This is a genomic window from Segatella sinensis (genome assembly GCF_040095255.1).
GTDB lineage: Bacteria > Bacteroidota > Bacteroidia > Bacteroidales > Bacteroidaceae > Prevotella > Prevotella sinensis.
This window is the reverse complement of the sequence record NZ_JBBNGE010000039.1, coordinates 1-15,968: the sequence shown is the minus strand read 5'-3', so window position 1 is coordinate 15,968 and position 15,968 is coordinate 1. Positions and strand designations below refer to the sequence as shown.

The 15,968-nt window shown below is 43.1% G+C and carries 15 protein-coding genes and 3 tRNA genes; 10 read left to right on the top strand and 8 right to left on the bottom strand.

Going from position 1 to position 15,968, the window contains the following annotated elements; translation table 11 throughout:
- A complete protein-coding gene (locus AAAT87_RS10890; RefSeq protein WP_349226423.1) occupies positions 1-1,041 on the bottom strand; it encodes a diacylglycerol/lipid kinase family protein in 1,041 nt (346 codons plus the stop codon).
- A gap of 192 nt (positions 1,042-1,233) precedes the next feature.
- Between AAAT87_RS10890 and spt the strand changes: the two genes are divergently transcribed.
- From spt to AAAT87_RS10850, 8 genes are all read left to right on the top strand, one after another.
- Positions 1,234-2,427 carry a serine palmitoyltransferase gene (gene spt, locus AAAT87_RS10885; RefSeq protein WP_296973071.1) on the top strand — a complete coding sequence of 398 codons (1,194 nt, stop codon included), beginning with the start codon at positions 1,234-1,236 and terminating at the stop codon, positions 2,425-2,427.
- Positions 2,428-2,659: 232 nt separating this feature from the next.
- A tRNA-Pro gene (locus AAAT87_RS10880) sits at positions 2,660-2,733 on the top strand.
- Between the two features lie 34 nt (positions 2,734-2,767).
- Positions 2,768-2,841: transfer RNA gene (locus tag AAAT87_RS10875), tRNA-Pro, on the top strand.
- Between the two features lie 39 nt (positions 2,842-2,880).
- Positions 2,881-2,954 (top strand) — tRNA-Pro (locus AAAT87_RS10870).
- Between the two features lie 76 nt (positions 2,955-3,030).
- Positions 3,031-3,600 carry a cytidylate kinase-like family protein gene (locus AAAT87_RS10865; RefSeq protein WP_296973073.1) on the top strand — a complete coding sequence of 190 codons (570 nt, stop codon included), beginning with the start codon at positions 3,031-3,033 and terminating at the stop codon, positions 3,598-3,600.
- Positions 3,601-3,658: 58 nt separating this feature from the next.
- Positions 3,659-4,018, top strand: a complete 360-nt coding sequence (locus AAAT87_RS10860) for a CidA/LrgA family protein (protein ID WP_089544142.1) — start codon at positions 3,659-3,661, stop codon at positions 4,016-4,018.
- Positions 4,015-4,707: an LrgB family protein gene (locus AAAT87_RS10855; protein ID WP_089544141.1), complete on the top strand. Its 693-nt coding sequence runs from the start codon at positions 4,015-4,017 to the stop codon at positions 4,705-4,707. The genes AAAT87_RS10860 and AAAT87_RS10855 overlap by 4 nt, the downstream gene beginning before the upstream one ends.
- 85 nt (positions 4,708-4,792) lie before the next feature.
- A complete protein-coding gene (locus AAAT87_RS10850; RefSeq protein ID WP_349226422.1) occupies positions 4,793-6,232 on the top strand; it encodes a right-handed parallel beta-helix repeat-containing protein in 1,440 nt (479 codons plus the stop codon).
- Between the two features lie 100 nt (positions 6,233-6,332).
- On the opposite strand, the gene cdd is transcribed toward AAAT87_RS10850, so the two are convergent.
- The 3 genes from cdd to AAAT87_RS10835 form a co-directional block, all read right to left on the bottom strand.
- Positions 6,333-6,815: a cytidine deaminase gene (gene cdd / locus AAAT87_RS10845; protein WP_296973077.1), complete on the bottom strand. Its 483-nt coding sequence runs from the start codon at positions 6,813-6,815 to the stop codon at positions 6,333-6,335.
- 76 nt (positions 6,816-6,891) lie between these two features.
- Entirely contained in the window at positions 6,892-8,181 is a 1,290-nt protein-coding gene (locus AAAT87_RS10840; RefSeq protein ID WP_349226421.1) for a M64 family metallopeptidase, read from the bottom strand.
- An 83-nt stretch (positions 8,182-8,264) separates the two neighbouring features.
- Positions 8,265-9,188, bottom strand: a complete 924-nt coding sequence (locus AAAT87_RS10835) for a glucosaminidase domain-containing protein (protein ID WP_296973080.1) — start codon at positions 9,186-9,188, stop codon at positions 8,265-8,267.
- A gap of 81 nt (positions 9,189-9,269) precedes the next feature.
- On the opposite strand from AAAT87_RS10835, the gene AAAT87_RS10830 reads away from it, so the two are divergent.
- Positions 9,270-9,659 (top strand): 2-amino-4-hydroxy-6-hydroxymethyldihydropteridine diphosphokinase, encoded by a 390-nt coding sequence (locus AAAT87_RS10830; RefSeq protein WP_153096907.1) that lies wholly within the window; start codon positions 9,270-9,272, stop codon positions 9,657-9,659.
- 44 nt (positions 9,660-9,703) lie between these two features.
- Here AAAT87_RS10830 and nrdG read toward each other — a convergent pair whose 3' ends face one another.
- From nrdG to AAAT87_RS10810, 4 genes are all read right to left on the bottom strand, one after another.
- Positions 9,704-10,219 carry an anaerobic ribonucleoside-triphosphate reductase activating protein gene (gene nrdG / locus AAAT87_RS10825; RefSeq protein WP_349226420.1) on the bottom strand — a complete coding sequence of 172 codons (516 nt, stop codon included), beginning with the start codon at positions 10,217-10,219 and terminating at the stop codon, positions 9,704-9,706.
- A 5-nt stretch (positions 10,220-10,224) separates the two neighbouring features.
- On the bottom strand, positions 10,225-12,447 hold the full coding sequence (locus AAAT87_RS10820) for an anaerobic ribonucleoside triphosphate reductase (protein ID WP_296973085.1): 2,223 nt from the start codon (positions 12,445-12,447) through the stop codon (positions 10,225-10,227).
- A gap of 350 nt (positions 12,448-12,797) precedes the next feature.
- Complete coding sequence (gene coaW / locus AAAT87_RS10815; RefSeq protein WP_089544133.1) at positions 12,798-13,637, bottom strand: type II pantothenate kinase; 840 nt, start codon at positions 13,635-13,637, stop codon at positions 12,798-12,800.
- Positions 13,638-13,729: 92 nt separating this feature from the next.
- Positions 13,730-15,196, bottom strand: coding sequence for an SLC13 family permease (locus AAAT87_RS10810; RefSeq protein WP_296973089.1), 1,467 nt, complete (start codon positions 15,194-15,196; stop codon positions 13,730-13,732).
- 247 nt (positions 15,197-15,443) lie between these two features.
- Between AAAT87_RS10810 and AAAT87_RS10805 the strand changes: the two genes are divergently transcribed.
- Positions 15,444-15,728 (top strand): hypothetical protein, encoded by a 285-nt coding sequence (locus tag AAAT87_RS10805; RefSeq protein ID WP_296973092.1) that lies wholly within the window; start codon positions 15,444-15,446, stop codon positions 15,726-15,728.
- Positions 15,729-15,968 lie beyond the last annotated feature (240 nt).

Below are 15,968 nucleotides of genomic sequence, written 5' to 3'. Positions count from 1 at the left end.
CTAGAGATTCAGCTTTCTCTGTACGAGTTTGCTGATGGCTCCTACTCGCTTGCTTTGGCGCTGGATGTCTTTGTGAATGTCATCGCGCACTATATTTATGTCATTGAAGAAGTCGGCAAAGGCTGATTGAATGATGTTCGGCTTGCGTACACTCTTGTCTGCAAACGGATTTACAATCATCTTGATGCCTTTTTCTTCCATGTGCACATCTATATCGGCGCCAGTCATCACTGGGTCGCCGTCATAATGGATGACACCCGGTTTGCTGCGGGTGATGTGGAGCTTCTTGCACCGGAAAGACTTGATCTTCGAGTTTTTGTTGAGGGTCTTGTTGAACATGTCGAAACTAACCTGTGAAGCTTCGATGACATCAAACGGTTCCATGATGACCACATCCATCAATCCATCGCTCATAGATGCCTGTGGGGCAATATAGGCGTTGTTGCCGTATTGGGAAGCGTTGGCACATGAGATGAGAAACGCTTTATATTGTTTTGTTCCAGTCTCATCTTCCAGAGTATATGTTTCAGGCTCATATTTCAAGCCTTCTCTAAGAATGTTTTCTGCATAGCTGATCGGCCCACGCTTTCCGCTTTCTGCAAACTTCATACTGACAAAGGCATCGAAGCCCATTCCGCAAGTGCAGAAGAATGGGTATTCGTTGATGACTCCGTAGTCAAGGTCGTGTATTTCGCATGCGTTGATAATCTCAATGCTTTTCTTTAGGTTCATTGGCAACAGCAGGTGGCGTGCCAGGCCGTTTCCTGAGCCGCAAGGCAGAATACCTAATGCTGAGTCGGAATGGACGAGGGAACGGGCCACCTCGTTCACGGTACCATCGCCACCTACAGCAACCACAATGTCTGCATGGTTGTCTCTGGCTTCGGCTGCCAGTTCTGAGGCGTGTTCTGGTCTTTCAGTCATTTTTATCTCGTACTCGAACTGCTCCTTGTCCAAAGTAGAATCTATCAAACTGGGAACCGCTGCTTTGCTGCTGGTTCCAGAAATCGGGTTCATGATGAAAACTATCTTTTTTTTCATATCTTAGTCAAGAAATTGTTTTTTTAAACTGCAAAAGTAATAAAAATCCCTAAAATGGCAAGAAATATCTACTAAAAAAAGCATAAAAGTAAACTTTCTTAGGAAAAAAGCGGTTTTATTAGTCTTTTTTTGTATCTTTGCAGCCTGAAACTAGAAAATAAATTAAAATAGAAATAAAGTACACCTATTATAATGGGACAATTACAAGAAAGATACAAGAATTATCGTGTACCTCAGAAGTATATGGAAGCCGGTGTGTATCCATACTTCCGTGAGATTACAAGTAAGCAGATGACAGAGGTAACTGACATCGACGGTCACAAGATCCTGATGTTCGGTTCTAATGCTTACCAGGGTTTGACTAATGATCAGCGTGTTATCGATGCAGCTCAGGCTGCTCTTGACAAGTACGGCTCAGGCTGTGCTGGTAGTCGCTTCCTCAATGGTACACTCGATTTGCATGTGCAGCTCGAAAAAGAGCTTGCTGAGTTTATGGGCAAGGATGAGACATTGTGCTTCTCTACTGGTTTCTCTGTAAATCAGGGTGTGTTGGCATGTGTTGTAGGTCGTAACGACTATATCATCTGTGACGATCGTGACCACGCCAGTATCGTAGATGGCCGTCGTCTTTCATTCGCTACCCAGCTTCACTACAAACACAATGATATGGAAGATTTGGAGCGCGTGCTCTGTAAGCTTCCTGAGGATGCAATCAAGCTCATCGTTGTGGATGGCGTGTTCTCTATGGAGGGCGATTTGGCTAACTTGCCAGAGATCGTAAAGCTGAAGCATAAGTACAACTGCTCTATCATGGTAGATGAGGCTCATGGCCTTGGCGTGTTTGGTAAGCAGGGACGTGGTGTCTGCGATCATTTCGGTCTGACCGATGAGGTAGATCTCATCATGGGTACCTTCTCTAAGAGTCTGGCATCTATCGGTGGTTTCATCGCATCAGATAAGGATACCATCAATTTCCTCCGTCACAACTGCCGTACTTACATCTTCAGTGCATCTAATACTCCAGCTGCAACTGCTGCTGCTCTCGAGGCACTCCACATCATTCAGAATGAGCCAGAGCGTTTTGAGAATCTTTGGGATGTTACCAACTATGCTTTGAAGCGTTTCCGTGAGGAGGGTTTCGAGATTGGTGAGACTGAGAGTCCTATCATTCCTCTCTACGTTCGTGATGCAGAGAAGACATTCGTTGTTACCAAGCTGGCTTATGATGCAGGTGTGTTCATCAATCCTGTTATCCCACCAGCATGTGCTCCTCAGGACACATTGGTGCGTTTTGCTCTTATGGCTACTCATACAAGAGAGCAGGTAGAACGGGCTGTTGAAATCTTGAAGAAGATTTTCGTAGAGGAAGGCATCATCAAGGCGTAATGGCAAAACAATGCGGTTGCTGAAAAATCATCAATCGTCATATATAATAAGGTATAAAGGGGCAATTTCTTCGGAAGTTGCCCTTTTTCTAGGAAAAAACTGAATAAATGCATATTTTTACACAAAAAAGTTGCTGAAAAATTTGGTGGAATAAGAAAAATGTTGTACCTTTGCACCCGCAATTCAGAAATGAAGCTTACTGCAAAGAAGTAATTTCATTGTGAGAAGAAAGCGGGGTGTAGCGCAGCCCGGTAGCGCTCCTGTTTTGGGAACAGGTGGTCGCAGGTTCGAATCCTGTCGCCCCGACTTCAAATCTCTGATGACAACTCTCTAGTATAAGCGGGGTGTAGCGCAGCCCGGTAGCGCTCCTGTTTTGGGAACAGGTGGTCGCAGGTTCGAATCCTGTCGCCCCGACTTATCAAGTCTTTCTGAAAGTAAATTGCTCTAGTAAAACGGGGTGTAGCGCAGCCCGGTAGCGCTCCTGTTTTGGGAACAGGTGGTCGCAGGTTCGAATCCTGTCGCCCCGACTTTAGAAAGCTAAGAAGAATCAAATCTTCTTAGCTTTCTTGCTTTATATACGTTAAATTTAAAATTTATACTATCATGATTATTACGATTGCGCGTCAATGTGGATGTGGTGCAGTTCGGGTAGGCAGATTGCTTGCAGAACATTATGGTATTCCGTTTTATACCCGTAAGAATTTGATGGAAATGGCGGAAGAGCGTGGAGTCTTGGATGAGATGGAAGCTTTCTTCGATGAAGATCCTGTTGACGAACTGCTCTTTTCTATGTCTTCCCTGGGTGAGAATCAAAGATTACTCACAGAAAAACCTCTTCGTGTCTTGGCTGATATGATAGGACAGGAGAATTGTGTCGTTATCGGGCGTTGTGGCAATTACATCTTCCGTGAACGCAAAGACTTGGTGTCGGTGTTCCTCAAGGGTGATGTAAAGGCTCGTATTGCGGAGATCAAGGAGGAGCAGAAGCTTTCTTATGCTGAGGCGACTGAGTTTGTGGAACATGTAGATGATTGCCGTGTGGCTTATCATAGTTACTATACGGGGTTGACTTGGGGAAATGCCAACGATTATGACGTTTGTCTGGATACGGTTCGCTTAGGTGTGGAGAAAACGACACAAGCGATTGTTTCTTATGCGGAAGCAGTTTTGTAAGTTTGACTTATTGGTGATAATGATGCTTACTTACTATTTAAAGTAATTTGTATTTAGGATGAAACTTTTAATTCAGTTTTTAATTATCATAGCGTTCTCTTTCGCAGGAGAATTGCTCCATTATCTGTTGCCGTTGCCGATACCTGCCAGTATTTATGGTATTGTCTTGTTGTTCGCGGCATTGGAACTTAAGGTTATCAAGGTGAAACATATAAGGGAAACCAGCAGTTTCCTCATTGCCGTAATGCCAGTGATGTTTATTCCGGCAGCTGTGGGACTCATCGACTCATGGCATTCTATTGCCAGTGCATGGTTGCAGTATATTGTTGTGACTGTTGTCAGTACTTTTGTGGTGATGGCCGTTTCTGGATGGTTCACTCAGTTTGTTATCAAAAGAGGAAAGGAGGCAAAAAAATGATTTCCTTGTTTCAGGATTCTGTCTTTTTTGGTGTTTTGATCAGTTTGGCTGCTTACGCCATCGGATTGCTTTTGAAGATTAAGACAGGATGGTCTTTGATGAATCCGTTGCTGATTTCCATCATTTTGGTTATTTGTACCTTGCTGATTACGGGAGTAGATTATAAGACTTACAATGCGGGTGCCAATATCATCAGTTATCTGCTTACCCCGGCTACCATCTGTCTGGCTGTTCCGCTTTATCAGCAGGTAGAATTGCTGAAGAAGAATTACCGTGCTGTGCTCATTGGTATCTTGTCGGGAGTCTTGGCAAGTCTCTGCTCTGTACTTCTTCTGGCTTTGGTGTTCCACTTCGACCATGCAGCCTATGTTACATTCTTGCCAAAATCCATCACCACAGCCATCGGTATTGGTGTTTCTGAGGAATTGGGTGGTCATGTTTCTGTAACGGTTGTCGTAATCATCATTACAGGTGTGATAGGCAATATCTTTGCAGAGAAGTTTCTCAAGCTGCTTTGTATCAAGGAACCTATTGCCAAGGGTATTGCCATCGGTTGTTCTGCTCACGCCTTGGGTACGGCTAAAGCTATGGAGATGGGTACTATTGAAGGTGCAATGAGTAGCTTGTCTATCGTGGTTTGTGGTGTGATGACCGTAATAGGTTCTTCTATCTTCGCTATGTTTATGTAGCAGGATATTGATTTTCGTGGAAAACTGCTAACCAGAGAATGGTTAGAGTAATACAATATTTAATCCCTTTTTCCGTTCTATAAATATGAAACGGAAAAAGGGATCTTTTTATAATATCATTATCGCTTGTATGGTTTCTGTAGCGATGGCTGGTTGTGCTGATGAGGAGAGCTTTTCTTCGTCACGTTCTCACTTGCTTGCGTTTTCTGCAGATACAGTAAGCCTGGATACAACATTCTCGAATGTGCCTACACCTACTCGAAGTTTTTGGGTGTATAATCGTTCGGGAAAGTCGCTGCGTTGTTCTACTGTCAGACTAGAAAATGGTAACCAGACGGGATTTCGGGTAAATGTGGATGGCTCGTTCCTAGGATCGGCTGCCGGCTATCAGACTCAGGATATAGAGGTGAGAAAGGGCGATAGTATTCGTGTTTTCGTAGAACTTACTTCGCATCAGCAATATCAGAATTCACCTCAGTTGGTGGAGGATAATCTGCTCTTTACATTGGAAAGTGGGGTGCAGCAGAAAGTAAACTTAAAAGCTTACTCCTGGGATGCTGTTTTATGCAAAAATCTTCGAATCAGGAAAGATACTACGATCCAGTGCAACCGCCCTATTGTTGTATATGGCGGAATGGTTGTTGATAGTCACGTAACGCTATCTGTTGGGCCTGGTACGCATTTCTATTTTCATGAGAATGCCGGACTTGATGTTTATGGTTCGTTGCGTATCTTGGGAGAGAAAGATAAAGAGGTGGTGATGCGGGGAGATCGTATGGATAATATGTTCGACTATCTTCCTTATGATCGGACGCCTGGTCGGTGGCAGGGTGTTCATTTCATGCCTTCTTCATCGGATAATGTCATCAGCTATGCTGACATCCACAGTGCTTATCACGGTATTAGGGTAGAACCTTGTTCGGATGTCACTCGTCAGAAGCTTCTTTTACAGCATTCTACCATTCATAATTGCCAGGGGTATGGTCTTGCCGTTGATTCGGCTAAGGTGCAGTTGTATAATTGTCAGTTATCCAATACTTTGAATCATACGCTTTATGTAAAAGGTGGTGATGTGGAAGTGAACGGATGCACCATAGCTCAGTTCTATCCTTTTGATGGGCGTCGTGCCACAGCTATAGGTATTGTTCCTCCAATTCTAAACTTGAAGGTCGTGAATTCTATAGTTACAGGATACCATGATGATGAGGTGGTATGGACTTCACCGAAGAACGATGAAGTATGTAATTTCAGCTTCGATCATTGTGTACTTCGTACAGAAAAGATGAATACTGAAGATAGTTTGAAGTTTACGAATGTCGTGTATGAGAATTTAAAGGATACGACTCAGTTTGGGGAGAAGCATTTCCGATTATTTGATACGGATAATTTGAAGTATGATTTCAGGCTTCGCAAGGAATCGGCTGCCATAGGAGTGGCTGATACAGCTACTTCATTTCCTACTGACCGACGGGGCGTTCTTCGTGATGATAAACCGGATGCGGGCTGTTATGAGTTTGATGAATAACATAAAACAGAAAAATAACATAAAAGGCACGAATTCCTGGGGGATTCGTGCCTTTTTATATGTTTGTATGAATACTAATCTGAAGAAATAATCCGAAATCTTATTCTTTCATATTGGCATCTACGAATGAGAATGGAAGCAAGTCCTTGATGCTGTGGAAGCGATAGGTGCAGTTCTCTCCGTAGAGCAAGATGCGAACGGGTTGCTGATATCGGTCTTCCATCTCTAGGATTACCTGTCTGCATGCGCCACATGGGGAAATCGGGCTTTTGAGGAAGCCATTCTCGTTGCGGGCAGCTATGGCCAGAGTCGTGATAGCTTGCTCTGGATAGTTGCTTTGGGCTCCGAAGATGGCACTGCGTTCAGCGCAGAGACCGGATGGAAAGGCTGCATTTTCCTGATTGGCTCCAATTACGATTCTGCCATCAGCCAACAGGCAGGCTGCACCTACATAAAAGTGGCTGTAGTTGGCATAAGAATTATTGGTGGCCTCCATGGCTTTTTTTACCAATTGCTGCTCAATGTCACTCAGTTCATCTAACTGAGCAACCTGATACTGGATGTTTAAGGATTGCTCTTTCATAAGCGATTGGTGTTTATTTCATTAATTATTATTGTTCTTGGATAATGGGAGCTTGTGGCTCCTGATTCCTCTCTATCTATTTGGTGTAAAAGTCGATGATGTCTTGTAGAGCTTTCTTGCATACTATGCAGAACTCTGGTGTCTCGTTGATGCGCATACGGCAATCTTGTACACCGCGATACACTCCCTTTGGACTATAGCCTGCACCTTCAAAAACACCAACTTTGCTTACTGCCTCTTTCTCCTTTTTAGAAAGTGGGGTAGGAATTTTTGTACCCTTCTTGATCATATCTTCCCATTTTCCGTGAAAGTTTGCCAATGTGGTGATATTTTTTTCCCATGGCTCAACATCATGAGGATACATCGGTACCTGCTCGCTCTCATAGGCATATTCGTCAGCAAGTCCGGCAAAAGAATGACCGAATTCATGCACTACAACAGGCTTAAACCATTTCTGGTGGCAGGTGGTGAGATTGTAGGAATTGAGAATTCCGCCTCCACCATATCTTGTAGAATTAACCAATACGATGATATGTTCGTATGGGGTGCCAGCCAGACAGTCGTGGAGGTCTTTGAGATGAAGTGTGGTGAGGTATCTCTCACTATAGAATGTGTCAAAATGTGAACTTAAAGCAGTTTTCTTCCATATATCCTTGCCAGGTTCGCTTGTGCCACTTTCAAGAGATGCTGATTTTACAGCAACTACATTGAACCTGTCTCTCATACTCTTGAAAGGTTCGTGATTAAAAATGGCTTCATTTGCTTCTTTTGCATCCTGCAAGAATATTGGCATTTCCTCTTCCGTATAGCCTTCAGCTACGTAGGCGATGTGGATGCAGCGGGTAGTGTCGGCTGCTTGCTGCAAGGTCTCGTAAGGCGTTGGTTTTTCGCCCTTGTGGTGAATCAAAATGTCGCTTGGTGCAACTTGGTGAGTGAGAGAGGTCATGATTTCACGACGGTTGTTGCGCAAGTCGAGTGTCACATCAATAGTATCCTTAGGCATCGGTACGAGGAATACATTCTCGAAACTCTTGGTGTTGCCGGCTGACTCTGGCTCTGAGAGCCATTCCTGAAACAGGGTAGAGAATGAGTTACGATAAATAACCTTACCTGTGCGATGATCTTTAACTGTTATCTGACCATTGCCTGCTACTGGTAGCTCACTGAGTCGCTGTTTCTTTCCATACCATCGAGGCATTACGTTCAGCTCATCTACAGCTATCATCTGCTGGGTTTTGTTGCCGGCAAAAGTATAGTCTATTCTCAAAGTCTTGTCAACGAAATAGTCGTCGAAATTCTGTGCTTGCATGTCACTTGGCAACATCATTATTGCCAGAGCTGCTAGAGATAAAATGTTCTTCTTCATTTCTTATTTTGTTTTTTCTATTTATATAGTATGGTAATGATAGTCATTCTTTGGCGATGAATATGTTTTTATACTGCGAGTGATTATCTCACTCGCAGTCTGTCGCCAACCCTGGCCTTGTAGCTAGGATCGAGTTTGTTCATCTTGTAGAGGTACTTGATGCGGATTCCGTATCTTTGTGAGATGGAGTACATACTTTCTCCCGATTGCACGATATGAGGACGCTTCTTGTACTGCTTTGGAGCCTTCTTGCGCTTCTTCTTCAAGTAGATAATATCCCCCTTGTGCAATACCGTATGTTTGTCGCGCTCGTTATATCTTGCAAGTTTACGCCAGCTGATTTCTACTTCCTTACCCAGTGTCTTGAAGGTGTCACCTTCTCTGGCTATCAGGTAATAGTTGTCATTGAATTTCTGAATAGGGTGCAATATGCCTTGCGCATTGACGGGTTGGTCGGTGCCGCTATGCGTTGCCATAAATCGATCATATCGCTTGGCTTTGTCATAATCGAAAAGTTTATAGAGTTCAATGATTTGTATCAGTTTGTTGGCATATTGGGGATTTGTCGCATATCCGCATTGTTTCAAACCTCTAGCCCAGCCTTTGTAATCGCGCTGGTTAAGTTCGAACAGGCGGGCATAGCGCGGTTGCCTTGCCAGAAATTTGCTATGATCCTCATAGCTATCTCTGGCATCTTGATATACTCGGAAACATTCGCCTCTGGCATCGTCATCGTGGTATTGGGTTGGACCAGTCCAGTTGTGGCATTTGATGCCAAAATGGTTGTTACCTTGTAAGACCAGTACACTCTTGCCTGCTGCACTCTCAAAGAGTCCCTGTGCCAAGGTGATACTGGCTGGTATACGATAGCGAAGCATCTGCTCGATGGCGAGATCCTTATACTGATTGATATATGTCTGATAGGTCTGATTCCATTTCATCTGTGCTTGAGATGGAGTACAGATGAGTAAAAGAATACCTATTATATACGTTTTTATTCTATTCATAGTGCAAAAATAACAAAAAAAACGGATAAGCGATACTTAATTTAAGAATTTTTACTAACTTTGCACTGAAATTATAAAAATATGAAAAGTAAACGAGTAAAAATTGTGATAGCGTTGGGTTCTAATGTTGATCAGGAGGCTCATATTCAGAAAGCAAAGAAATGGCTTGAGGCTACTTTCGAAGATATGACTTTTGGTACTTCGCTTTGGACGGAGCCTATCGGGTTGTCATCAGATAAATTCCTAAATACTCTAGGAGTTGGCTATACTAATGTCAATATGGAACGAACCTTATTGGCAATCAAAAACATAGAGCGTAAATGCGGAAGGAGGGTTGCTGAAAGTAGAAAGGGGATTATTGCTGTAGATATTGATTTGTTGCTTTTTGATTCAGAACGCCTGCATGAAACGGATTGGAACAGAGGTTATGTGAAAAATCTACTCCAACAATTGGGTGTATCTATAGATTGAATATATAGTTCAAAAAGTAATATCCTATCCCGGGCTTTAAAATTTTAAAGCTCAGGATTCGGATTGTCCTTAGTGAGGTGAAGTTCTACTACTTCGCCTAGAGTCAGGGATTTTTGTACGTTGATAAGACGCTGGTTGCTGCTGCCACGGAAGAAAAGATCTTCGTCTCGAAGGTCTTTTATGAATGGGCCATCTACCAATACATCTATTAATTTCAATAATTCCAGTTGTTTTGGATTCTTCAGTAGGTTCTCGTATCTATAACCTGTGAAACACCAGATGTCTTTATCACTTTCAGTCCGAATGGCGCGAGCCAGCTCGGCAAAACCATCTGCCTGAAACATTGGATCACCTCCAGAGAAGGTAACGTTGGCGAAAGGGTCTTCCAGTATTTCTTTCATAATGTCCTCTGTTGAGGTCATTATGCCATGATTGATGTCCCAGGATTGAGGGTTATGGCAGCCGGCACAATGGTTAGGACAGCCGGCACAATAGATAGAGGTCCGGAATCCCGGACCATCTACCATTGTGTCATGCACTATACTTAAAATACTAATCATTTATCTTATTTTTGTGGGGTGTCTATGTGGGTGACACGATCGTGAAGTTCTGCGAGTTTGCCACTGTTCCAACGGTCGGTTGTTCCCACCAAATAACCTGTGATGCGTTGTAGCTTATCTATGTGATGGCTGCCGCACTTAGGACAGACTTCGAGGTTGGCATCCGCATTCTCGTATCCGCAGTCGAGACAGCGGTTGCGATTGTGGTTTACTGAACCATAGCCCATATTGTATTTGTCCATCATATCTACTACGCTTGAGATGACTGCTGGATTGTGAGTAGCATCACCATCTATTTCTACATAGAAGATGTGACCACCACGTGTTAAATTGTGATATGGTGCCTCAATCTTTGCTTTTTTGAGGGCCGTACACTTATAGTAAACTGGTACGTGGTTACTATTGGTATAGTAGTCACGATCGGTAACTCCAGGAATAATGCCAAACTGCTTGCGGTCCTTTTTGGTAAACTTACCGCTCAAGCCTTCTGCTGGCGTAGCCAGGATGGAGTAGTTGTGGTGGTACTGATCGCTGAACTCGTTAGCTCGGTCACGCATATAAGTAATAATCTTCAAGCCTAAATCCTGTGCTTCTTCACTTTCACCATGGTGGTGACCGATGAGTGCTACGAGGCATTCTGCAAGTCCGATGAAACCAATACCCAGTGTTCCATGATTGATTACGCTCTCGATAGTTTCTTCTGGCTTCAAGCCTTCTGCTCCTACCCAAAGATATTTCATCAACAATGGGAACTGTTTTGCCATCGCAGTTTTCTGGAACTGGAAGCGCTCATCGAGTTGTTTGGCGGTTATGTCGAGGATGTTGTCCAGTTTTGCAAAGAACATATCAATACGCTGTTGCTTGTTCTCAATACCCATACATTCGATGGCAAGCTTCACGATATTGATAGTTGAAAAGCTCAAATTTCCACGTGCAATACTGGTCTTCTCACCCCAACGGTCTTCGAATACACGGGTACGGCAACCCATAGTAGCGATTTCCCACTTGTAACGCTCTGGATCATCAGCACGCCATTTCTCATTCTGGTTGAATGTGGCATCGAGATTCAGGAAGTTAGGGAAGAAACGACGGGCGGTTACCTTGCAAGCCAACTGATAGAGGTCATAGTTTCGATCCTCCTTCAGGTAGTTAACGCCACGCTTCTTCTTCCAGATCTGGATAGGGAAGATAGCTGTTTCTCCATTTCCTACACCTTCGTATGTGCTGAGCAGAATCTCTCGCATAATACAACGACCTTCAGCACTTGTATCTGTACCATAATTGATAGAAGAAAATACAACCTGATTACCGCCACGAGAGTGGATTGTGTTCATATTGTGAATGAATGCCTCCATTGCCTGATGTACTCTGTTTACGGTCTTGTTGATGGCATGCTGCTCCAGGCGCTCTTTACCTTCCAAGCCTGTCAGGTCTTTCACTAAATAGTCGTCAATATCAATATTGTAGAGGTCGCTGAGATCTTCTCCTGTTAGTTTTTCCAGATTTTTCACCTCTTCCTGGTAAGACATACGCACGTATGGGGCTAGGTAGAAGTCGAAGGCAGGAATTGCCTGGCCTCCATGCATCTCGTTCTGGCAAGTCTCTAGAGAGATACATGCTAATACGGCTGCAGTTTCGATTCGCTTAGCAGGACGGCTAGAGCCATGGCCTGCAGTGAATCCATGCTTGAGAATTACGTCCAATGGGTGCTGAACACAAGTCAAACTCTTGGTTGGATAATAGTCTTTATCGTGGATGTGGATGTAGTTATGTGAAACGGCGTCGCGTACCTCCTGGGAAAGGAGATAATCGTCAACGAATGGTTTAGTGGTTTCTGAAGCAAATTTCATCATCATGCCAGCTGGAGTGTCAGCATTCATATTGGCGTTTTCACGGGTGATGTCATTGTTCTTTGCATTGACAATACTCATGAATACGTCACGGGTCTTAGCTTTTCTGGCAATGTTTCTCTGGTTACGATAGGCAATATATTTCTGAGCAACATCTTTGCGGGCACTCTTCATAAGTTCCAGCTCGATGGCATCCTGGATGGCTTCTACGCTCATCTGGCTCTTGCCGCGATAGGCGATGTGGTCAGTGATTTGCTCTATTAAAGAGGAGTCTTCCCCCTTATCGGTATGTAACATGGCTTTGCGTATGGCAGCCATAATTTTTTGCTCGTTGAAACCAACGATGCGTCCGTCACGTTTAACTACAGTTTGAATCATTTCTTGTGTTACTTTTATAATTGATATTTAAATTGCTTGATACTAAGTCTTTATGCTTGAAGGTGGCTATAAATACCATCTTTTCGACAATGCAAAGATAAGAATTTAAAATGAAAGTTGTACGTTTTGGACAACTTTTCTTGTGTTAAAAAATATTAAGTCGTTGAGTATCAGGTGTTTGAAAAATCGTTTTGGGAAACTTGTTCTAAGAGCGGTTTCCCAAAATGATTAATCTGTTCAGTTTCAGCGCATTGTGGTGTTGTGCCTTGTATGTAGCTTGGTGTTGTGGTGTTGTGCGCCGTTTTGTAACTTGCTCCTTCTTGATATGAAGGTATGGTTTGAACCTGCTTTTAAGATAATTCGGTCTTGTTTTTATAGTCTAGTGCAGCACCTATGGCAGTGCAGAATTCTGAATATTTAGGGATTCTGAATCTTACACCATAGAGTTTTTCCATAGCAGGAAATACTTCTCTGCATTGTGGCAAAAGTGTCAGGTTACCTATCATTACAAAATCTTTGATACCTGATTCTAGGGAGGAGAGTATGGTTGCTGAGCCGATGCTCTGTAATACCATCCATATAAGCCCCATTGCTATGTCTTCACGGGAGGCGTTGGCTTTGGCATTACTGAAGAGCGATGCTGTTGCATTCATGGGAAGTCCAGGTAAAGGTTTGGCGCTGATGTCTCCTATTAGCAGATTGATTTTTGATACATCACCGTTTTTGGCAAGGTTTACAATCTGCTTGATGTCATCGGTCTTGAGCATAATTCGGCTCAGGCCTGCTAGTGTTCCTCCACCAATACCAATGCCGCCGATGTGCTTGATCTCTTTGCCGTCGCACTTTACGAGGGAGGTTCCTGTGCCCATACTTACCACAATCATACGCTCAAGCTTGCTTTCGTATCGTGCACCGAGTCCATCGGCAACAAACTCTTCGCTCTTCGATGTAGGCAGACCATAGATTCGTTCATCAATGTAAGCAGAACCTACACCGGTGAGCATAACTTGTTCTACCTCGTCGAGGCTAATTTTGTTGTCGTGTAAATATTTTCCAAAAGCTCCATATAAGGAGGTGATAGGGTCGGTGGCCTTGATGCGAATAGGGCTGATAACCATCCCGCTCTCGTCTATTCCTACTATCTTTGTAGTAGAAATGCCGACATCTATTCCAATAACTATCTTTTTCATGGGTGCAAAGTTACGGTAAAAAGAAGACACTGCAAAATAAAAACGAGTTTATTTTGCAGTGCCGATATTTAATACTTCTTAAAATTTCTTTTTTACATAAAGCCAAGACGGCAGAATGTGATGAGTACAGTATAGCCGATTACCATACTTAGCACGCCCACGGTAAGACCTGCTTTCACCATGTCTGTCTGTTGGATAAGACCGGTGGAGTAGGCAATGGCATTTGGTGGAGTAGAGATTGGAAGCGACATAGCGCAAGAGGCTGCTACTGCTACGCCTATGAGGATAGTTTGGGTCCCTCCTATAGAAGTCAACTTGTCGCCCATTCCTGAACATACTACGGTAAGAATCGGGATGAGCAGGGCGGCAGTTGCTGTATTTGAGATAAAATTACTTAGTATGAAGCAAACTAATCCAGAGACCACCATAATTACTAATGGGTTAAATTCTGCGAATGGGATGCTGTTTACTGCATTTTCTGCTAAGCCGGTTCCATTCATGGCGAGACCGAGAGCAAAACCACCGGCAACCATCCAGATGACGGCCCAATCTATATCTTTCAGGTCGCTGGCTGTTACCACGCCGGTAAAGGCAAAAACGGCAATTGGAAGCATAGCCACTGTGTTGGCATTGACACCAAGTTGCTTGCCACATACCCAAAGAAGGATGGTAAGGAAGAATGTGGCACCTACAACTATTGTACGCCAATTGTGACTTATATTGCCGTCGATTTTTAATTCTATAGTCTTTTGTGAGAATGGGAACATCTTGCGGATGATAAACCATGCGCAGAAAAGCATGATGATAACCATCGGAGCCATAATTGCCATCCATTCTCCAAAACCTATTCCGAGGTTTAAGCCTGCGGGATCATTGAGAACCTTGTAGGCAAAAGCGTTAGGAGGAGTTCCGATAGGGGTTCCCATGCCACCGAGGTTAGCTCCTATAGGAATGGCCATAGTCAGTGCTACTCTTCCTTTTCCGTTAGCAGGGAGCGACTTGAATACAGGGGTTAGGAAGGTAAGCATCATTGCAGCTGTGGCCGTGTTGGAGATAAACATGGAGAAAATACCGGTGATGAGCATAAACCCCAATAGTACGTTTTCCGAGCGCTTGCCGAATGGGGCAATCAATGTTTTTGCCATCAGTACGTCAAGACCGCTTTTGGTAGCTGCGATGGCTAGTATGAAACCTCCCAGGAAGAGTATGATTGTTGGATCGGCGAAACATGCCATTACACCTTGGTAGTCCAATAGTTTGCCGTACTCGCCCTCTGAGCCTTGCATAACGGCAAAAGCCGAATCGGAGACGAAGAATAGCAGTACAAAAATGATAACTACTGAGGTGGCCCAAGCTGGAATTGCTTCTGTGAGCCATAGCATCACTGCCATTACGAATATGGCGATTACACGTTGTTGTACAACAGTGAGACCCTCGATTCCAAAGCTGTCGATGGGTAAGTTCCATACCAGAATTGTGGCTAAGGCTGTGATGAGAAACATCAGAGCCTTCTTTCGATTGAAGTCACCTGTCAATACTTTCTTTACAGTTTCTTGCATTTTCTCTATGTTTTTATGGTTATACTTTTATTGTTAGTGGGGAAGTGTCATATGTAAATGGCGTTCCTTTGCTGCAAAAATACACAATATTTTTGGATTATCAACAAATAATTGAGAAAAACGATAAAAAAATAACCTTTTTCTGTAAAAAAACGGGAGAAAGTGAACTGCTTTACGTTTTTTTTTCTTATTTTTGCAGAAAAATAGCGATAGCAGTTATAGTTTTAACCGATTAAAGTTTATTATCATGAGTCAGTCAGTATTATTTTTTATCATCGTTTTGGTGATTGTGTTTGCGGTCATGGTGTCGTCTTACTTCCATAAGCGTCATCATGAGTTTAATATGGGAGATATTGAGAAGGCTGTGCGTGGAGCATATCCCGCAGGAGTGCGTTCTATTACGAAGGACGAACTTGTAAAGGGGGTGAAAAAGCACTTTCATTGTTCTTCTAAGGATGCACTTTATATTATAGGTGTGGCAAGACGAAAAAAGTTGGTAGATATTGCAGCTAATCATGTCACCTTGCTTTGATTTGTTTATACGCTTATCAATATATATAATAAGGTGAAGAGTGATTTTTATGAGTTGTAGATGTTTATAACTGTTAAAAATCAAAAGAAAATGCAACTTTCTTCTCGAAAAATTTGGTGAAATGGAAAATAGTTAGTACTTTTGCAATCGCTTTTGAGAAATTAAGTATTACTCTAAGCAACTAAAGAAAGAGTTCTTTGAAAGATTTTACATAAACAGACAAGTAGTACAAGAAGCGGT